Genomic DNA, 20,681 nt, shown 5'->3' with positions numbered 1-20,681 from the left:
TTAAAGATTTACCTGCTCAGCCGGAAGGTGATAGTTTTCCGGCTTTGCCTTTTTAACCAATGCAATTAACAAGGTCATCGAACCCACCCTGCCGATGAACATCGTAAGTATAACCACCAACTTGCCTGCATCGCTCAACCGGGGTGTGATCCCCAGGCTCAGCCCTGTGGTAGTGAAGGCTGAAAAGCTCTCAAATGCAAGTGAAAGGAGCGTTTTTTCAGGATCCGTTACCGTCAATGCAAAAATTGAAAGGCCCAGGAAAAGCAGCGACAAGGTAATGATCCCCAGAGCGCGCGCGACCGAATCCTCAGAAACCATTCTTCCAGCTACTTCAATACTGTCTTTGCCCCGCGCCAGCCTGCCAATATTCAATGCTGCGACCGCAAAAGTGGTCACTTTGATACCGCCACCAGTGGAGCCCGGCGCCGCGCCGATCCACATTAAAAGAAGAATAATCATCACGGTAGAAAATGCAAGCCCTTCCATGGGTACAGTGTTGAAGCCGGAAGACCTTGGGCTTGTACCGATAAAGAGCGCCGTGACGGCCTTTCCAAATCCACTTTCGTGCTCGCGCAGGGTGTAGTTGTATTCAAGAAAAAAGCTGAACAGAAACCCGGCTATGATCAGACAGAGTGTAGTATAACCTATAATTTTTGAATTAAAGGCTATCACTACGGATCTATGCTTGATCGGCCGCTTAAAAAAGATACGATGGTAAAGACTTACTAAAAACCGGCTTACAAGTTCATAAAAGTTAAAGATGACCAGAAAACCGAGCCCGCCCATGATGTACAGCCAGATGATACCTAGCTGGAAAGGGTAGTTAAACTTCACGTAGGGATGTGTTAGCCCGCCGTCAAAGATGGAAAAGCCAGCATTGCAGAATGCTGTGATTGCATGGAAAATAGTAGCGTAAAACTTTTCACCGCTGCTTATAAACATATCGTTGTCCAGCGTGAAATAGATCAAAACCGCCCCGATGAATTCCAGAAGAAAGGTTACAAAAACGATCTTATATAGCGTTGAAATGACCGAACCTACTTTATTTTCCCCAATCAGTTCTGTAAACATCAGCTGGTTTTTATACGAAAACCCACCTGAGAAAAAGTATCCGAAAAATCCCGTGAAGGTCATAATGCCCAAGCCGCCAACCTGCACGAGTACGAGCACGACTGTTTGCCCAAAACGCGTAAGATCATTGGCTACATCGATGCCGGAAAGTCCAGTGATGCAGACGCTGCTGGCAGCCAGAAAAAGCGCGTCGACAAAATGCAACTGACCGTGAACGGCAGAGTTCGGAAGCAGCAAAAGCGCAGTTCCCACGATGATCAGCAGCAGGAAGCTGAGTACAAACAGCAGGGTAGGATTAAAGTAAAATTGGTCGAAAAACAGTGTTTGCTTGGAGACTTCGACCACCAGCACAGCAAATATGCCCAGGTAAATCCACTCTGGCTTCACAAGTTTCGTACCCGCTGCCCCGGCAAAATGATAGTTATCAATGAGCGTAACAGCCACAAAATAAAAGCAGAGAATCGCCTCACTTACGCGCGGGGTCACTGCCGATCGGCTTTTGAAGGCTGTTAGGGTTTTAAGTGAAAGCGCTACGGCAAAAAAATAAAAGCACCATTCCAGTCCGGCATTGATCAGGCGCTCAATTTCATTATTGCGGTTGTAACCAATATGAAACAGGATTGCCAGCGTGCATATCAGGCTCGTAAAAAGTATAACCCTATCAAGCTGCTTCCGGTAAAAAATAAATTTGTCTTCTGTCATCATTGGGGCCTTACTCACATTCTGAATTGGGCTCAGCCTTTGCGTTTGGAGCCAGTATCTGTAAAAATTTCATTCTTTACCTCCGAAGTTAGTTCCAAGAACCGTTCATATTGTTTAAGTACATCAGCGATAATTTCGTTTTTGGTAAAGTACTCGATGTTATATCCCGGCCGGTTGTCCCCAAAGTAACTGACGGGAATGTATCTCTCTACTCCCTTTACATTGGGTACGTTCCGTTCTTTGACCAGTATGTTTGAAATGGGTCTGTTCTGGCTGCGCACACCATAAACGAAATCCTCAATTTCCTTGTGCCGGATCGTCAATGCAATGTCGGTTGGATCACTCTTGAGCTCCGTGATAGCGTGGATACCTTTGGTATTTAGCTCTGAGGTGAGCTCTTCCAGTGCCGGAACTACCGTGTCCATGATATATCGGTTTACATAATCCTTGCTTCTTACCGACAAGATTTTTTGCAGTCGTTCTTTCCAGCGCTCACCGGACCAGTTGCTGGTTGCGGGTGAAAATTCGCGCTCATAATAATAACTATCGATAATTAATGCCTGAACAAGACTGTAACAAAAAAGTATCATAACCACTGCAAATGGAAGAGCTGTAATAAGCGTCATGGTTTGAAGCGACTGCAAGCCACCTGCATTAAGCAGGACAAGCGCCAGCAGTGCCAGCAGCGCACCCCAGCCAATAAGCTGCCATTTGGGCGACTTCTCGGCATTGTTGGAAGCAATGCTGTTAATTACGAAAATACCCGAGTCGGCAGACGTGACAAAAAAGATGAAAATAATAAAAATAGCCAGGAAGCTGCTCAGACTAGGGGCTGGAAAGTAATCCAGGAAGCGGAAAAGTAGTTCGTCGGCCCTGCCGGAAAGACCACTCAGGAGTCCCTCGGCTTGGTTTTGGTCTAACCAAATTGCAGAGTTGCCGAAGACGGTCATCCACAAAAAGTTAAATGCGGTGGGCAGTACCAGAACTGCACAAATAAATTCACGAATGCTTCTTCCTTTTGAAATACCCGCAATGAAAAGGCCGACATAGGGCGCCCAGGAAATCCACCAAGCCCAATACAGGATTGTCCACCGAAAATACCAGCGTTGGCTTTCAGGCTCGTAGGCATGTGTGTTAAAGGTAAGACTGAGGAATTGATTCAGGTACTCGCCGACACCTTCCGATAGTGAGCCCAGCAAAAAGGCCGTGGGCCCGAATGCCAGTACAAAAAGCATTAACAGCACTGCGCCAGAAATGTTCAGCTGGCTCAGGAATTTTACTCCTTTACTTACCCCCGTAGTGGCTGAAAAAATTGAAATCGCCATAATGATGGTTACAATCACCACTTGCGAGCTGAATGTGGTGCTTTTTAAAAAACCCACCTCGACCAGTCCTGCATTGAGCTGCACTACCCCGAAACCAAGCGTGGTAGTGATACCAAAAAAGGTACTACACAATGCGAAAGTATCAATTGCATCTCCAGCTGGGCCGTTGATTCTTTCCTTTAAAATAGGATAGAAACAGCTGCGTAAAGAAAGCGGCAATTTGTAACGGAAAGCAAAATACGCCAGCGAAAGCCCCACTACACCGTAAATTGCCCAGGCATGTATTCCCCAATGAAAAAAGGTAAATAACTGCGCATTCTTTGATCGCTGGATTTGATTGAGATCCTGAAAGGTAGGGTCCGAATAATGTGAAATGGGCTCAGACACACTAAAATACATGAGCCCGATTCCCATGCCCGCTGCAAAAAGCATGGATAGCCACGAAAAAAAAGAATATTCCGGCTCCGCATCATTGTCTCCCAACCTGATGGAGCCAAATTTACTGAAAACAAGTGCCAGCAGAAAAAACACGAACAGCGTTACCGACCATACATATGCCCAATTCAAATTTGTGAAAATCCAGTCTTGCACCAGAGCAAGTACGGCATTAGCCCTTTCAGGAAAGAAACTAGCCAGGAAAGTTACTGAAAGGATAAACAGAAGGCTGGGAACAGTAATGCCCTTTTTAAAGGTAGTCTCCGAAAGTATGTGTTTGATCATAGTGGGTTGATTTAACCGAACAAGCCTGGAAAGAAGAGCTTGAATGTACTGTTGCTAAGCACCAACTTCAAAAATGATGCCTTTGACTACGAAGTGGTCAACAAAACAAGAATGCTTAACTATTGGTAGCAGCCGGTTTTTGAAGTTCGGCCCGGCGGCTTGGCACCAGCTCATCTAACGAAGCTTTGCCTATAGAGTGTGCAGCTCCTAGTAGACCTGGAATAATCTGCAATGTTGTTAAAAAAGGGATTTCCACAACTTTGCATTTAAAAAACCATCTTTTTGATCTTATAGAACCTTGTCGTTATTACTCTCTAAATTATTGAAATTCAATTGTAGGCTTCCCTGGAATTGCAGGCTTCACTGGCAATGTCTGTTGTATTCACTTGCATTATTTTCGTCTCTGCCTAGCGTGCCGCTGTCCGCAACCACAGGTAACTTTCCTGATCTTGGGTAAAGGCAGACTTTAATCGGTCCAATGGCTTGAAAAGAGTAGTATCAAGATCAAAAAGCCATCGCTCTCCCGATAAGGCAATTGTAGATGACACTTGATGAAGACGAGCCATTTCTTTACCAAAAGCGCTTAGCTGGCTATTGCTCAATATTTTCGCTGGCTCACCCGCAGCGTAGCTAAAAAGCACCGCGTAGGTGTCCCTTCTACCGCTTGCAGTTGCTGAATACACTCTTCCATTAAATCAGCGACGGGATAAGATATCGACACACCCTCCTTCTTAAGGCCCAGCAGCAGGGCAACTTCTGCCTGGACGTGTGACAGCTTTCGGTGTGTTGACCGATAAACCCGTAGAATAAAGCGTCCCTGCAATGCGTCAACCAAATAAGTATCTCTCACACCTCGTACCAGAAAGGTGCAGTGAATTATTGTCAATGGATAGCGTTCAGAAAGATAAATCGTCAGGGCAATCGGGCAAAGCGTTGAATATGTAGCGGGGATAATTGGTTTCATAGCAGTAAAATAGGTTCTAAGTTTACTGGTCTGTCAGAACAATCCTCAAAGTCTCCTTATCATTATTGGTCACCAGCGCCGCGGTGCCGACATTTTCTATTAGTTCGGCCATAAATCTGTTGTCATCATACGACTAATAAAAGACGTTATCGTTAGCCCTTTTTTATTCTTCTTCTTTATTAACTTATTTGACATACGCGTTACTTGCCTCATCCAGCTTCATTACAGTCGCTCTTTTCTTGGTTGATAGGGTGAATAGACGTACTGCTGTTGGCGTACTTTCGAATATTTTCAAACTGCAATCCAGGATGGAAGAGTACCAGAAAAACCTAAGAGACTAATTTTCCTCACTGTTAGTAAATTCTTTCCTGTGTCGTATATCCATTTCACTTGACCTTTTATTCTGATCTTCAAAGCTCTCTTTTACATCGCGAGAATACTTGATTAACAGCAATGCCTTCGCATGGTCGAAGTTCTTTTCTCTGGCCAGCTTAGACACTCCATTTTTAAACTCTATAGCAGAGTCGGTTCGTATCTGTTTGCCAGATTGGGTCAGACACTCTTTTTCTTTTTTGTGCCTGTCCACTATTTCCCGAATTATCTCTTTTATTTTCATGAATCCAGCATTGCAACTACTTTGCCAGGAAGCTTGTAAGATACCATGTTTCCCTTCCTTTTGCTAATAAAAAGCTGTAGATGCGCGACTTAGGTAAATAGCACCATGTGTGCGTCTCTGCTGTGAAACTGGTTAATTCAGGAATCTCTGAAATTATTTTTGGTCAGGCAGTATCAGGGCCAACCTTTTGTCTAATAGTTTTTGGGACTCATTTTACATACTCAACATTTAACGACATATGAGACGATTTTTGCTTCGCTTACAATTTTTGATGCTTTGCCTTGGCTTAACTGTGAGCCTTTTTGCTCAGCCTGCTATTGAATGGGAGAAGATTATCAATGCGCCTAGTAATGGCTACACCTATATGTGGGTGGTAACGGAAACGCCCGATGGTGGTTACATCGTTGGGGGACAGGCCGATGGGGGCATCGGTGGGGATAAAACCGCGCCTAATAAAGGCAGTACCGACTACTGGGTGATCAAGCTCAGGGCTGACCGAACGGTGGAATGGGATAAAACATTTGGCGGCTCGCGGGAAGATGAGCTGAAAGAAATCGTACTGACAGCGGATGGTGGTTATTTGTTAGGCGGGAATTCCAACTCGGATGCAGGTTTTGATAAATCGGAGGATTGCAAAGGCGGTTACAGTGAAAGCGGCATGCCGCCTGATTACTGGATTGTTAAAATTTCTGCCAATGGAACAAAACAATGGGACAAAACCTACGGAGGGCTTGGAGAAGACTACTTCAAGACAATCCAGCTGACTTCTGATGGTGGATATATACTGGGGGGCGGAGCCAAAAGAGGTTATAACATAATCAAACTTCGATCGGATGGAAGTGTTGACTGGGAAAGAACTTATGTTGGAGCAGATGGATTCAGCCCCTTTGGAACAATCAAGCAAACAGCTGACAACGGCTACATCATAGTTGGCTATTCAGAGGACGGAGTCGGATTTGACAAAACACAGCCCTCAAAAGGAAGTTATGATTATTGGATAATCAAAGTGGATGCGAGCGGAACAGTGCTCTGGGACAAGGTTTACGGAGGATCAGATTACGATACTGCGCAAGACGTCACAGAGCTGTCGAATGGCAAATATTTAGTTACCGGAAGTTCCAATTCCCCGATTAGCGGGGATAAAACTGAGAATCCATTTACTCCGGGTGCCCTTGAATCCTGGATCCTCATGCTGAATGCCGACGGTAGCCTGGCCTGGGAAAACCGGATCGGAAATGGAAGACTTTCTTTTTTTGAAGAAAAGGAAAATGGGCATATTGTACTGGCAGGCATTGCCTCAGCTAATCCTGATAAGACAGAGAACAGTACCAGTGCATGGATCGTCACGGTGGACAACAACGGATCCATTGTGTCTAATTTGTCGCTGCCAAGCACCGGATATAATTTCAGAAGAACAAGCGATAGCGGATTTGTTCTTTTTAGTGACACTTACAGATTCACGAAGTTCGCAAATCCACAACCTCCCCTACCCCAAACCACCCTCCGCATCAATGCCGGCGGGCCGGACTTTACCACCGCGACCAAAAAGCTTTTCATCGCCGACAAATACTACGCCGGCACCGACCGCACCAGTTCCATCGCATCAGGTGACATCCTGGGCACGACCAACAATGTGCTTTACCGCTCAGCCCGTAGCGCGCCTTCTTTCAGCTACAATATTCCGGTAGGTAGTGGCCAGGTGAATGTTACGCTGCACTTTGCCGAGACGTACTTCGGAGTGCCGGGGACGAAAGGTGAAAAAGGTGGCACAGGCAGTCGCAGGTTCCACGTCAACATGGAAGGAAGCCGAAAACTGACTAATTATGATATCTTCTCAGCAGCAGGCGGTGCTATGCGCGCTAATCAGATTACCTTTCCTGTGACCGTCACCGATGGTGTGCTGAACATTGATTTTCTGACTGGCGCCGCAGACCAACCCAGGGTTTGCGCCATTGAGGTAGTCCCGGTCAGTGTGACACTCACGCCGGTTGCTGATGCTTATGTGCGGGGTGGAAGTTACAGCGCGACCAACTTCGGGCTCACCAGTAGTCTGGAAGTGAAGTCGCTGTCTACTGACCCTGCGGTGAGACGGGCCTCCTACCTCAAATTCCAGCTGCCTGCCCAAACACCCGTAGTTTCTGCCAAGCTGCGCGTGTACGGCCGTAACCATGAAAACACAAAACCCATTTCGCTGCACGCTTACGGAGTGGATACAGACAGCTGGACCGAAGCCGGCATCACCCAATCCAACGCCCCGGCCACATCGACTGTATCGCTCGGTTTTGCAGCGGTAACTGATGTTTACCAATACTACGAGATTGATGTGACTAGCTATGTCAAAGCCCAGCAGCAATCGGGTGAAACTCTGGTCAGCCTGCTTCTGAACGATCCCAACAACCGGAATACCCGGGTTATTTTTAACAGCAAAGAAGCAGGTTCAAACCCGCCGCAGCTGGTCATTCAAGTAACAAACAGTGCAGCAAGGCTGAGCCAGGAAGAGGTTTTATCCGAAGTACAGGAAAAGCAGCCATCATCCATTTTCCCCAATCCTGTAAAAGATCATTTTACCGTTTCACTTTCTCCAAATCATGGCGCCAATATTTCATTTGAAATGGTCAATGCAGCCGGCAAAAGCCACTCAATCCCGGCACCTCAGAACGTCAAGCCTGGTGAAAGTGCAGAATTTAACATTGCCGGACAGTTATTCCAAACAGGCATTTATTTGTTGAAAGTAAAATCAGATGCATTTACGGAGGTTATCAGGGTTCTTAAAGCAGAGTGACAACTTAGGAATGCAGAGGGCTACTTAATCGGTAGCCTTTTTTTATTGTCGTTCGCTATAAACCCGATTTTCTTGCGCCTCAGTACCTCATTGAACCTCATTTCGTCTCCATTTTAGCTGTGTGCTAAGTGAATGTCGATATGGCTACTTGGTAGCATTGGTCGAATGATCCCGCCTCTACTAAAAATGGGTAAATTCAGGAATCTCTCAAATTATTTCTTACCAGGCAGTATCTGGGGCAAACTTTTGTCTAATAGATGAAAAGACGCTTGGTCAATATCCTTAGTCATTCACATTTACTTAGATCATTTTATGCAAAAGATTTTACAAATCGCATTACTGCTGGCCTTTTCAACAATCCCGGCCTGGTCGCAGACGTGCAGCGTTGCAACGTTTCAAACGCAGGCAGAGATTGACAATTTTAGTACTAGCTATCCGGGTTGTACCGTACTTAATGGCAATGTGGGCATCGTTTCAACAAACATTACAAACCTGGACGGGTTACGCAATGTGACACGGATTAACGGAAGACTGAACATTGATCATAATCCATATCTGGTGAGCATAGCAGGTTTGTCTTCCCTGGAACAACTGGACGGCTCACTCAATATTGAAGACAATGATAACCTGCTTACCCTGGCCGGCCTGGAAAAACTCGTGCGACCGCTACAGCGTATCAGCGTTGTTAACAATGAGAAGCTCACAAGTATCACTGCGCTTAGTGGCGTTACCAGAATGTATAATTCATTGTCCATCAGTGGCAATCCAGCCCTGACCAGCCTGGAGGGACTTCACAATGTGAGCACGGTATTTAAAGTCGTTTCCATAAAGCAAAACGACATGATCAGGGATTTGAACGGCCTCAGGAGACTTAAAGAAGTTGATTATTTGTATGTCGTTAATAACAGGAACATTAAAAACCTGAAAGGATTAGCACGGCTTGAATCAGTGAATATAAATCTTGAAATTACAGGTAATGGTGCGTTAACCAGCATTTCTGAGCTGGCTGAATTGAAATTCACCAATTCTGTAACCATTACGAATAATCCACTTCTGTCCGATTGTGCTGTCAGGTTCGTCTGTGAACAGGTTGCATCATCAGGAAATATCAGGATTTCGGGAAATGCTGCGGGTTGTTCCAATAATGTGGAAGTCAGGTTGTCGGCAACCTGTACACCTCAGACACTGATGCGCATTAATGCCGGCGGACCGGCTTTTACGACTGCAACCCAGAAGCTATTTGTTGCTGATCAGTATTATGCCGGTATCGACCGCACGAGTTCCATAGCATCGGGCGATATTCTCAATACGACCAATGATGTGCTTTACCGCTCAGGACGCTGTTCGCCTTCTTTCAGCTACAACATTCCGGTTGTCAATGAGCTGGTGAATGTAACCCTTCACTTTGCTGAAACGTATTTTGGCGCGCCGGGAAAAAAAGGCGGCGCGGGCAGCAGGCAGTTCAATGTTGACATAGAAGGAAGCCGCAAGCTGACTAATTACGACATTTTTGCCGAGGCTGGGGGAGCGCTGCGGGCAGTTCAGCTGACGATTCCGGTGAGGGTTACCGACGGCATGCTAAACATCGATTTCCTCACAGGAGCGGCTGACCTTCCACGCGTTTCGGCCATCGAAGTTACTGCAAGTCCAACTTTGTCACCAGTGGCCGATGGTATGGCAAATACGGGTAAATATAGCAATACGAATTACGGTTTCGCGAAATATCTAGACGTTAATCGGTATCTTAACCCAGGACCCACCTATCTCGGTGATGCATTAACCTATATAAAATTTCAGCTCCCTGCCGGAAAGGCTGAAATTACCTCGGCCAAACTGCGTATCTATGGGGATACTTATGTAAGCGATGCAAGCGTTGACATCCACGCCTATGGCGTCAATGATGATAGCTGGACAGAGGGGACCCTTACCGGAAACAATGCGCCTGCCGCCTCAACTTCGTCACTTGGATTTATGACCGTCAATGATGTTAGCCAATATCGAGAAATTGATGTGACCAGTTATGTGAATGCACAGCGGCAATCTGGTGACGTACTGGTAAGTTTTATGTTAGACGATCCAAACATAACGAGTATTCCAGTAACTGTGAACAGCAAGGAATCAGGCGCTCAGGAGCCTCAGCTCGTGTATCAAACTACTCCGATTGTACAGGCTCAAAATGGCATTGCGCGCATAGGCCAGGAAGAAGTGATTACGGAAGTTCAAGAAAAGCAGCACTCAACCATTTTTCCGAATCCTGTCAAAGATCAGTTTATAGTTTCCCTTTCACCGGAACATGCAGGGTCAATTTCTTTTGAAATGGTTAATGCAGCTGGTAAAAGCCGTTCTATCCCGGCACCTCAGAACATCAAACCGGGTGAAAACACAGAACTTAACATTGCTGGACAATCATTCCATCCAGGCCTTTATTTGTTGAAGGTGAAATCAGATGCATTTACGGAAGCTATTAAGGTGCTCGTGGCAGAGTGAGAGCTTAGATAAGTAAATCAGTTTTCAACGCAAAGAAGCCGCCTGTCGAGTAAGATGAGGTGGCTCCTTCTATTACAAGCCCGGGTTGATTTAGCAATTTTTTCAAACAATTTACTATTCAATGCAGTATCTACCCTGAGCTACTGTCTAACTGGATTTAAATGAAACATCCTAATCTAAGAGATATGAAATACATTTTACTTAACGCTATTATTTTCTTCCTAATTATCACAAGGCTTTGCGCTCAGCCTTCCATTCAATGGGACAAAGTTTTAGGATCATCAAAAGGTGAAAGGCTGTCCTCGGTCCAGCAAACAAAGGATGGCGGCTATATACTTGGCGGAACATCTCAGTCTGCTGCCGATGGTGATAAAACCACGATTGGTAAGGGAGGAAGTGATTACTGGATCGTTAAACTGTCTGCTAATGGCACCAAGGAGTGGGATAAAACGTATGGGGGTACAGACTTTGAAAGCTTTTTCAGTGTAAAAGAGACTACTGATGGCGGATATATTTTAGGTGGCGGATCCTACTCGGGCGTGGGTGGGGATAAAAGCGAGCCCAATGGTGGAACGAGCAATCCCGAAGACCGGCAGCCGGATATGTGGATTGTAAAACTTGCAGCAAATGGCTCATTGCAATGGGAAAAAAGCATTGTGCGTCGAGGAGAAGAGCAGATGACCCATCTTAGCCAGACGACGGACGGTGGTTATATTGTAGTGGGAAGCGGATATCTGGTAAAATTATCTGCGGCTGGCGCAATTGAATGGAACAGATCCAGTGTATACGCACTAGGCAGCGACCAGAGCGGCAGCCTTCAAACTTCTGACAATGCATTGATGTTAGGCAGCCCCGTATCTGGTGGCTACCTGGTAACAAAGCTAAGTCTTAGTGGAACAGTGCTGTGGCAAAAAACATATGTAAGTACAGGCACCGGTACAACGACCTCTGCGCCCTATATCAAATTTATGTCCGATGGTGGCTATATGTTGATCGGTAATTCTGATTACAGTATAGGAGGAGACAAAACGCAGGACTCAAAAGGTCAGAAAGACTACTGGATAGTCAAAATCAACGCTGAGGGCATTAAAATTTGGGACAAAACCTACGGAGGCAGCGGCAATGAAACTGCCTACGATATTTACGAAACGAATGTGGGAGGTTATCTGATCACAGGCATATCTGACTCGCCGGTCAGCGGGGATAAAACCGAAGTGACCAACGGTATTACCGATGCCTGGATTGTAAAAATTACGGACACAGGAACCATTCAGTGGCAAAGAACACTTGGTGGCTCCAAATACTTAAACTACGGGTTAGAGCGCGGGTACAGCAATCTCGGCACGCTTAACCAGGATAAAGACGGCAATTTCATCTTGTCAGGTTACACCAATGCCAAAGCCAGTGAGGATAAAACCAGTGATTTGGAAGGGACTTGGATGGTAAAACTTAATGCCAGCGGAGCAACAGTTTGGAATACTACATTCGGGCTGTTTGGAGTGAAAGCGGCAACGGATGGTGGTTATCTCGCGTATGGTACGCTGTCAGGTCCTGCGGATGCAATAAAAAGTGAGGATTCCAGAGGTGGAACTGATTACTGGATTGCCAGGTATTCCAGTGAAGCAACGACCAAAACGCTAACTGCATCCGTGTCAGCGTTGTCTTTTAGTTATAATCCTAATCAAATGACACCGCCGCAAAGCATCACTATCTCCGGCAGTGCAGGCGCAATCCCAGCATTAAGCATTATAAAATCCGAAAGCAGCAAATGGCTGACGGTCAATCAGGGTGCCAATGGCACCATATCATTTAGTGTAAACGCTGCCGGTGTTGCTCCGGGCGCATACCAAGCTGTGGTCCACCTTTATGCCGCTGACTACCGCCGTGTCGCCGTGCCGGTCAGGCTTGTTGTGGCTAGCCAGGAAGCTGCCAACACTTACGTGCGTATTAATGCCGGAGGAGGGGAGCTGGTAACACCAGGAGGCAGGGTTTTTCGTGCAGACCAGTACTATGCCGGCACCGACCGTACCACGTCAATAGCCAGCGGAGAAATAGAGAACACGATCCACGACGAACTTTACCGCTCGGGGCGCTGCTCGCCTGCATTCAGCTATAATATCCCTGTCCCAAATGGCCGCGTGACTGTCAAACTGCTTTTTGCAGAGACCTGGTTTGGTGTGCCGGGCAGGGGAGCGGGGGGAGCCGGTAAAAGACAGTTTCATGTAGATATTGAAAAAAGCCGCAAACTCACCAACTTCGATATTTTTGCCGCAGCCGGCGGCGCGATGCGCGCTGTTCAAAAGACGATCACCGTTACGGTAACGGACAATGTCCTCAACATTGACTTTCTCTCCGGGGCGGCCGATATGCCGCGCGTTGCGGCCATTGAAGTAACTACCAACAGTATCACTTCAAAACCAATAGCAGACGCTTCTGTAGATGGTGCTATTAACGGCGGTGGCGGAGCGTACGAAAATTACGGCTCGGATACGAAGCTAGAAGTAAAAAATATCAGCAATGGTAGCTGGGGTTCTTTCCGGGCGTACCTGAAATTTCCAATCAGCACAGTGGGACGGGTGGGATCTGCAAAACTGCGGGTATACGGCAGCAACCAGGAAAATAGCAACAATGTGACCCTGGAAGCTTATGGTGCCGCCAATAATAACTGGATTGAAAATGAAATAGTCGGCGCCGGGTCTGAAAAGTCCCCTTCTCCCAGCAACACACCCAACCTGACGACGTCCGCATTGGGTTCAACACAGGTAAATAATGTAGCCAGATATTACGAGGTGGATGTTACCAGCTACATCAGGTCACAGCAACAAGCGGGTGAAGCTTTGGTTACCCTGGTACTGTACGATTCACAAAATCAAAAAACTTTGCTGGCCTTTAATAGCCGCGAAAATGCGTCCAATCCGCCGCAACTAATCATTACCCCAGCCCCAGAGGGTAATGCTGCTGCGCGGTTGGGTGATGAAGAAGCTAGCGAGGATTCCATCGCTCAGTATGAGTCATCAGTCGTTTATCCTAATCCGGCAGGCAAGCACTTTACGGTTTTGGTTTCCGGCCGTCACAGTGCTGACATTGGCTTTGACCTGATTAGTATGACGGGCACCAGCCGCACGGTTATTCCTGTTGAAAAAGCAGTAGCAGGCCAGCGGGTGCAGGTGGATATTTCCGGCGATCACCTCAGTGGGGGCATTTATCTGCTGAAAATCAAATCGGATACATTTACCGAAGTGATCAGAATTCTCATAGCAGAGTGACAGCTTAGGTAAGTAAATCCGCTTTCAACTTAAAGAAGCCGCCTGTCGAGTAAGATGAGGTGGCTCCTTCTATTACAAGCACGGGTTGATTTAGCAATTTTTTCAAACAATTTACTATTCAATGCAGTATCTACCCTGAGCTACTGTCTAACAGGATTTAAATGAAACATCTTAAACTACGAGATATGAACTACGTTTTCCTCAACGTCGCTATTTTCTTCCTAGCTATCACAAGCCTTCTTGCGCAGCCAGCTATCCAATGGGAGAAAACAATTGGTGGTCCAAATGGAGCATTCCTTTCTTACAGTCAGCAAACGGCCGATGGCGGATATATACTTGGTGGTTCGGCAAGCAATGGGACAGGTTATGATAAAAGCGATCCTGGTTCGGGGGCATCAGATTATTGGATAGCCAAATTGGATGCTGACGGAAGAAAAGAATGGGATTACGCATTTGGCGGCCCTGGCCAGGATCAGCTGATAACGATGCAGCAAACGTCGGACGGCGGATATATATTGGGAGGACATTCTAACTCAGATGCAGGCGGCGACAAAAGTGAGGATTGCAGAGGCGGATCTAATGAAGGGTATGTCTATCCGGATTATTGGATCATAAAGATTTCTGCCAATGGAGTGAAGGAGTGGGACAAGACGCTTGGTAGCAATGGTGAGGATCTATTGCGCTCGTTACAGCAAACCTCGGACGGAGGTTATATTGTTTCCGGGTCTTCCAGTTCTTCGGCAGGATTTGACAAAACAACTGCGAAATTGGGTCTATATGACCTATGGGTAGTTAAACTTAACGCAGATGGTTCAAAGTTATGGGATAAGAGCTACGGTCGGCCAGGAACTTTACACTCCGGAGGATACATCAGGCAGATTGGTAATGGTGGATATATCTTGGCGGGAACAATAAATTATTTTCAATCAGACGATATGCCTGACTATAAAGTTTTCAGCCTATCATCTGATGGCTCAATACAGTGGGAGAAATCGTATGGCGGATCCGGTAGTGATAATGCGACCAGTATCATCGAAACGAAAGATAGTGGATATCTGGTTGGCGGTACGTCCAATACGAATGCAGATGGAGATAAAAGCGGTGAATCGCTACCAATTGATGGCTCAACGAGTAGGCTATCTGATTACTGGATTTTAAAGCTTAATGTTAGTGGCAAAATACAATGGGAAAAGACGATTGGCGGGGCAAGTTATGATGCGGGCGGATACATTGACGGTAGTAGTAGTCTTTCCAGCCTATCACTAACGTCAGATGGCGGATATCTAGTAGGAGGATCTTCATCTGCGCAAGCAGGGCGAAGCAAAACGGAAAATAATAAGGGTACAGCGAGTTATGGCACAACGGACTACTGGATTGTCAAAATAAGTGAATTAGGGAATAAGGAGTGGGACAAGACAATAGGAGGAAATAGATCAGACCAACTCACTTATATTCATCAAACCACAGATGGAGGCTTTTTTCTAACGGGACGTTCCGGGTCCAACGCGTCTGGTGATAAAACAGAAGATAACAGAACAGGTAATGAGTTTAGCTCAGACGGATGGGTTATAAAGTTAGCTTCTGAAAATCCGCTGCCTGTCAACCTTACGAGCTTTGTGGTTGAGAAAGAGTTTACATCCACAATGCTATCTTGGACGACAACGTCCGAAACTAACAATGATCACTTCGAAGTTCAGTACAGCACAGATGCTAAGGCCTGGAATTTATTAGCCATGATCAATGCAGCAGAGGAAAGTACAAAATCGAAAACTTACCAATTTACCCATGTCAATCCTGCAAATGGCGACAACTTCTACCGCCTGAAAATGGTGGATACAGATGGGACTTTTACGTATTCCAAAAAGGAGCATTTAAAGTTTAATCAAGGCATTTCTGTATCAGTATACCCCAATCCTGTCACAGAAACTATTCATTTGCAAGCTGCTGACTGGTCAAAAGTAAAGGGCTTGCAGATTCTCAACAACCAAGGGAAAGCGCTGTACAGCTCAGGAAATAAGCCTTCTCAGGATATTAATGCCAGGTCACTTGAGCCCGGTTTATACTTTATCAAGGTGACTCTTTCGGATGGTACGGAAACAACCCGAAAGATTGTATTAGGGCAGTAACATGGAGGGGCTACTTAAAAGGTAGCCCTTTTTCATTCTCTGTATACTTGATTGATATAAGCCTGGATTACCTCCTCCAGCCTCATCTCCTTGCCCTTCTTCTCAGTCGTAAACGCAAACAGCTCGTCCTGCGCCTCATCATACAAATAGAACAGGTTTGATCCTTCAAGTGTGTACACCTTATACGGCTGCGGGTTGCCGATCCAGCCGATGTACGGCATGTAGTGGTCCAGGTTAAAGCTTGGGTTCTCGCGTAGGATGGTGTAGTCTGAGCCGGGCATAATGGATTTCACGGTAAAGCAACATTCTGAGGAACTCACGGAGCACTCGGTAAAAAAGCAACATGGGCCATTTTCTACGGCTAACATTTCTTATCCTATATCTCGGCAACCAAGACGAGTAGTACCCTGAGAATCTAAATTGTGCCGAGATTATGAATTCGTTTTGTGTTTGGCTAGGTATAGATAGGAGCGAGTGCTATGCCCGATGCGCCGGCAAGATGAAAGTAAAGTAAGTTTTCATTGAATACCTACAACGAAGTGATTAAGAGCTGATTGGGGCTACGTTGGTTTGGAAATTTCCACGATACGTATATATTTGTACGTTCGCTATATCAAACAAATTAGTATGAAAACTTTAAGAGAAAAATCCGGTTAAGTGCTCATGTATTTTGACGAGAACAACGCTAGTCACGCTAGCGCAGCAGATCTAGAAAAGCTTATTTCACTCGATAAGGAGCAAATTTTCCAAGCTTTTTCGAGATTGGAGTCTGATGGCTTTGGAACATTGAAAGGTAGTGGACCATCAGCAATATTTACAGTCAATGGTTTAGTGAAGCAAGGAAGGAAAAAGTATTTGCCCTTTATAGGTGATTAGAGAAGGAAAGTAGCTACTCGTAATGACCAGTAGATACTTGTTTATGGGTATCTACTGGTCATTTATTGTAAATGGCTAACTTATTATCGTCCAATCGCCCGCAGGATATCCTACCTCAGGACCCGGTTGATGTTGTCAATCCGGTTTTTTCTCGAAAAGCTCATGAGTATTGACATTGATCGCAGCCAGGTGAAACAGCGCTAAGCGCGTGTTCTTCTCGATCAACACAGTCTTTGTCTCTACTGGGGCTGTGCTGATTCTCGTTGCGGTGATTTGTCCGTCAAGGATGGTGATCGGCTACTGAGACGCTCAGGTAACAACTCACTGCTCCACTGGCATAGAGCCTCCGTTTCTGCGTTTCCATAGTTTGAAGCGTATTTATCTGCCTCTTTTGGGTAACTCCCATTGCGTCAAATAACACTACAAGAAGTACAGTAAGTATTCAGAAGGATTCGTAGAGAACTATTCAGCTTTCAGGAATAGAATACTTGAAAAATTTTTACAAAATATTTCTGTAACAAGCAGTATCGCCGCGTCCCTCACGTCTAACAGTATTTGGATACCTAATTCCAAGGTTGTCTATGTACCATTTTATTAACTAAAAACACCGTAACGCTTATGAATGTAAACTTACCTAGGGCTACACCAGCGGCCCTACTACTATTATGTGCCCAGAACCTTGCCAGGGCTCAAACTCCTTACCAACTAGGAGCAATTAGCAGCAGCACAACTGTTACAAATAACTTATTTCACCTACTTAACATATCCGATGAGAAACTTTTCTTTAACTAACAGAAAACTCACGCTTCCGCGATTTGATCCACTCTTCGCTTATTTAGTAAGTATGGGCTTGATGCTTTTGGGAGTATCAACAGCTAATGCCACTATCCGAATTGTAACGCCAACTACTTATATCAGTACAATAAACAACACTGCTTTACCAGACGATATCATCCTGTTTACGAGCGGAATCTACAGCGGTGGAATTACAATAACAAAGGCAGGCCTCAAATTAAGAGCCCAAACACCTGGGACGGTTATATTTAGAGGCGTAGATACGCGTATTATCATTGGCGCCCGCAAAGTCACAGTGGATGGCTTTGTTTTTGACAACATTACTAATCCTGAAAGGACTCAAGATGAAATACGTTATGTGATCTATCTAAGAGCTCCTGCAGCAGGTGCCGACAGTATACGCATTACAAACTGCGCTTTTATCTCCTGTGGCAGTGATAACATAGAGGAGACTAATGCAGGCAATATCCGAATCGACAATCGTGATGGTGGCGGAGAAATAACCGATGCTACAATCGATCACTGTTACTTCTATAACTCAAGAGTATGTGGTATAAAATTTGGTGCTGGGGTACCAAAAAGAATCACAATTGAGCGTAATTACTTTCATCATTTTAATTGGTCAAATAGCGACGGACTCAAAGATAATGGTAATGAGCCTATCGCCCTCGGCTCGGGCAACGCATCTGGTTCTTCATCTAACTCGATAATTCAGTACAATTACTTTGAGGATGTGTTAACTGCGGCGGGAGGAGAGCAAGAAATCATTTCGGTTAAAAGCTCTGGCAATACCATCCAGTATAACACCATTCGCAATAGTACGGTCTATGGCAATATCACATTGAGGTACGCCGATAGCGTTACGGTAAAGGGAAATGCCCTTTTCGGAGCTGGCCTAAGGATGTTTGGCGCTTACCATAAAGTAATCAATAATTACATTGATGGTACGAATGCCACTTGTCTAAAAGGTATTAGTGCTTCAGAGGCGGGTACTACTGAATATGCTCCGCTAACGAACGGCTCATTCATACACAATACTTTTGTCAACAATCGTATTGCTCTCAACTTCGGACAAACGGGTGGACAGAATAGCTCGTTTATTACGAACAATGAGTTCCGACACAATTTGTTTTACAGCACAGTACCAGGAAGCGCCGTTACGAATGTGCGCGCCAAAGCCACCGCAAATAATACCTGGGTAAAGAACTTAGCGTGGGCAACTGGTGGAACTGGTGGAACTCCTGGAGCCTACTACGATGCGATGGTCGCTGGTTGCACGACAGCGACTCCGGACAGTATTATTGGTGATGGGCCTACTAGTTCGACTACACGGTTTGTAAAAGCCGACCCTAGTTTGTTGCTTAATCAAACAACAAAAATGTTTCGCCTTCAATCTTCGTCAGCTAATGCCCGGGACAAAGTCCCCTTGTTAGCAAACGTTACGGACGATATTGACGGCCAAACGAGAGGGCAAACCACGGACTATGGCGCTGATGAATACTCAACGACATCAGTCCTGCGTAGCGCCTACACGAAAGAATCCATTGGCACAGAGGTAGGCCCTGACTGGTTTATAAAAATTGGACTCGAGGCAGAAGATGGCCTGGCCACTACTACCAGCTTTTCGGTTGTGGACGATCCGCAGATAGGAGCCTCAGGAGATAAATACATCTGGAAATCCTCAGGTTCACGGAATGATACGCCAAGAGCAGACGCATCCTACAGCTTTTTTACGCTAGCCGATACAGGCGAGTATGCTATCTGGGTCCGACGCAAGTATCCTTCATCAGCCGGTGACTCTTATTTTAGCCGAGTAGAAAATGGGGTATGGAACATAGAAACAAGTTCGGGAACGTTGAACACGGCTTGGGTATGGGATAAGATTGACACTAAAACGTTTACACGGGGCGTTCATACGCTTGATTTGGGGTACCGGGAAAGCCTAACCAAAATAGATCGCATTCTGATCACCTCCACGGTTGATGAACCGAACGGTGAGGCAGGACGCATGTCGGCTTTTGTCGAAGAATTTATTGACGATACCAGCCTACAATCGTCCGTATTGTATCCAATTCCAGCCGAGCAGTATGTCAACCTGCGTTTGCACTCAGCAAGCAGACAGACCTTAAATTACACGCTTATTAATTTGCAATCACAACCAGTGGAATCGGGAAGCAAACCACTTCAGCAAGGGCTTAATCAAGTACAGATAGCCTTACCTAAGTTGAGCAAAGGAGTGTACCTGCTACAAATACAGTTGGATGATCAACTAGTCACCAAAAAATTGCTGGTGAAGTAGGTAGTTCAGGAGCAAAATTCAAATAGGCTTTATTACATATCTCCCCAGCCTTGCAGGGCCTTCGAATGGAATATTATTGTTCAATCCCTGCGTGCGGGGATCCCACCAAAAAGCCCGGTCTATTAAGACCGGGCTTTTTCGTAGTCATGGGTTTTGCACTCGTTATGTGTTCGACCTAGCTCGTCTAGTTTGCTTCGACTGAATCACCTTCCAAGCTTTGGCTTTCAGTCCTGATGTAATTCTCTATTCCTTGGCACAAATGATGTGCTACGATCACCATTACTTGTAGTTTTCAACATCCAGTAACAGGCATCTAACACGTCTTCGCGATAGGTGCGGTTTAGTCTTTCAACGCAACCATTTTGCATCGGTTTGCCGGGCTGAATGTAATTACATTTACTCACAAGCGCAACCGACACAAAATCCATACTCCAGCCTTTATTTGGCTGACTAGGGACTTGTAAAGGCTGCTTGATCCGAGCTGGTAAACGGCGTTTGTGACGACAGCGATGTTTCAAATTTAGCAGTCTATACACCCGTAAGACCGCCCGGCGGCCCGCCGCTTATGATTCCAAGCAAAACCTTCATTACGAAGCTTGCCAAAGTAATCATCAAAGCCCCTTGTCGGGTAAATTTCGGCATATGCCCGTAA

12 protein-coding genes are annotated in these 20,681 nt (G+C 45.7%); 6 read left to right on the top strand and 6 right to left on the bottom strand.

Going from position 1 to position 20,681, the window contains the following annotated elements; genetic code table 11:
- The 4 genes from HWI92_RS07845 to HWI92_RS07830 form a co-directional block, all read right to left on the bottom strand.
- Complete coding sequence (locus HWI92_RS07845) at positions 1–1,776, bottom strand: TrkH family potassium uptake protein (RefSeq protein WP_204662444.1); 1,776 nt, start codon at positions 1,774–1,776, stop codon at positions 1–3.
- Between the two features lie 29 nt (positions 1,777–1,805).
- Positions 1,806–3,818: a BCCT family transporter gene (locus tag HWI92_RS07840; protein WP_204662440.1), complete on the bottom strand. Its 2,013-nt coding sequence runs from the start codon at positions 3,816–3,818 to the stop codon at positions 1,806–1,808.
- 598 nt (positions 3,819–4,416) lie between these two features.
- Complete coding sequence (locus HWI92_RS07835) at positions 4,417–4,782, bottom strand: protein kinase family protein (protein ID WP_204662437.1); 366 nt, start codon at positions 4,780–4,782, stop codon at positions 4,417–4,419.
- Positions 4,783–5,119: 337 nt separating this feature from the next.
- On the bottom strand, positions 5,120–5,398 hold the full coding sequence (locus tag HWI92_RS07830) for a hypothetical protein (protein ID WP_204662434.1): 279 nt from the start codon (positions 5,396–5,398) through the stop codon (positions 5,120–5,122).
- A gap of 292 nt (positions 5,399–5,690) precedes the next feature.
- Between HWI92_RS07830 and HWI92_RS07825 the strand changes: the two genes are divergently transcribed.
- From HWI92_RS07825 to HWI92_RS07810, 4 genes are all read left to right on the top strand, one after another.
- A complete protein-coding gene (locus tag HWI92_RS07825; protein ID WP_204662432.1) occupies positions 5,691–8,180 on the top strand; it encodes a CBM96 family carbohydrate-binding protein in 2,490 nt (829 codons plus the stop codon).
- Positions 8,181–8,492: 312 nt separating this feature from the next.
- Positions 8,493–10,667, top strand: coding sequence for a CBM96 family carbohydrate-binding protein (locus tag HWI92_RS07820; RefSeq protein ID WP_204662430.1), 2,175 nt, complete (start codon positions 8,493–8,495; stop codon positions 10,665–10,667).
- A 185-nt stretch (positions 10,668–10,852) separates the two neighbouring features.
- Entirely contained in the window at positions 10,853–13,933 is a 3,081-nt protein-coding gene (locus HWI92_RS07815; RefSeq protein WP_204662428.1) for a CBM96 family carbohydrate-binding protein, read from the top strand.
- A gap of 185 nt (positions 13,934–14,118) precedes the next feature.
- Positions 14,119–16,059: a T9SS type A sorting domain-containing protein gene (locus HWI92_RS07810; RefSeq protein WP_204662426.1), complete on the top strand. Its 1,941-nt coding sequence runs from the start codon at positions 14,119–14,121 to the stop codon at positions 16,057–16,059.
- A 32-nt stretch (positions 16,060–16,091) separates the two neighbouring features.
- Here HWI92_RS07810 and HWI92_RS07805 read toward each other — a convergent pair whose 3' ends face one another.
- Positions 16,092–16,352 (bottom strand): hypothetical protein, encoded by a 261-nt coding sequence (locus HWI92_RS07805; protein ID WP_204662424.1) that lies wholly within the window; start codon positions 16,350–16,352, stop codon positions 16,092–16,094.
- 370 nt (positions 16,353–16,722) lie between these two features.
- On the opposite strand from HWI92_RS07805, the gene HWI92_RS07800 reads away from it, so the two are divergent.
- Together HWI92_RS07800 and HWI92_RS07795 are read left to right on the top strand one after the other, a co-directional pair.
- On the top strand, positions 16,723–16,935 hold the full coding sequence (locus HWI92_RS07800; RefSeq protein ID WP_204662422.1) for a hypothetical protein: 213 nt from the start codon (positions 16,723–16,725) through the stop codon (positions 16,933–16,935).
- Between the two features lie 769 nt (positions 16,936–17,704).
- Positions 17,705–20,029: a T9SS type A sorting domain-containing protein gene (locus HWI92_RS07795; protein ID WP_204662420.1), complete on the top strand. Its 2,325-nt coding sequence runs from the start codon at positions 17,705–17,707 to the stop codon at positions 20,027–20,029.
- Positions 20,030–20,253: 224 nt separating this feature from the next.
- On the opposite strand, the gene HWI92_RS25580 is transcribed toward HWI92_RS07795, so the two are convergent.
- Positions 20,254–20,457 (bottom strand): integrase core domain-containing protein, encoded by a 204-nt coding sequence (locus HWI92_RS25580; RefSeq protein WP_374757895.1) that lies wholly within the window; start codon positions 20,455–20,457, stop codon positions 20,254–20,256.
- Positions 20,458–20,681 lie beyond the last annotated feature (224 nt).

This window comes from Dyadobacter sandarakinus (assembly GCF_016894445.1).
GTDB lineage: Bacteria > Bacteroidota > Bacteroidia > Cytophagales > Spirosomataceae > Dyadobacter > Dyadobacter sandarakinus.
This window is presented reverse-complemented; position numbering and strand designations above follow the sequence as displayed.

Excerpts from the sequence above, each read along its gene's own strand:
- HWI92_RS07845 (WP_204662444.1), bottom strand. The coding sequence starts at position 1,776 with ATGATGACAGAAGACAAATTTATTTTTTACCGGAAGCAGCTTGATAGG.
- HWI92_RS07840 (WP_204662440.1), bottom strand. The coding sequence starts at position 3,818 with ATGATCAAACACATACTTTCGGAGACTACCTTTAAAAAGGGCATTACT.
- HWI92_RS07835 (WP_204662437.1), bottom strand. The coding sequence starts at position 4,782 with ATGAAACCAATTATCCCCGCTACATATTCAACGCTTTGCCCGATTGCC.
- HWI92_RS07830 (WP_204662434.1), bottom strand. The coding sequence starts at position 5,398 with ATGAAAATAAAAGAGATAATTCGGGAAATAGTGGACAGGCACAAAAAA.
- HWI92_RS07820 (WP_204662430.1), top strand. The coding sequence starts at position 8,493 with ATGCAAAAGATTTTACAAATCGCATTACTGCTGGCCTTTTCAACAATC.
- HWI92_RS07815 (WP_204662428.1), top strand. The coding sequence starts at position 10,853 with ATGAAATACATTTTACTTAACGCTATTATTTTCTTCCTAATTATCACA.
- HWI92_RS07810 (WP_204662426.1), top strand. The coding sequence starts at position 14,119 with ATGAACTACGTTTTCCTCAACGTCGCTATTTTCTTCCTAGCTATCACA.
- HWI92_RS07800 (WP_204662422.1), top strand. The coding sequence starts at position 16,723 with ATGTATTTTGACGAGAACAACGCTAGTCACGCTAGCGCAGCAGATCTA.
- HWI92_RS07795 (WP_204662420.1), top strand. The coding sequence starts at position 17,705 with ATGAGAAACTTTTCTTTAACTAACAGAAAACTCACGCTTCCGCGATTT.
- HWI92_RS25580 (WP_374757895.1), bottom strand. The coding sequence starts at position 20,457 with ATGGATTTTGTGTCGGTTGCGCTTGTGAGTAAATGTAATTACATTCAG.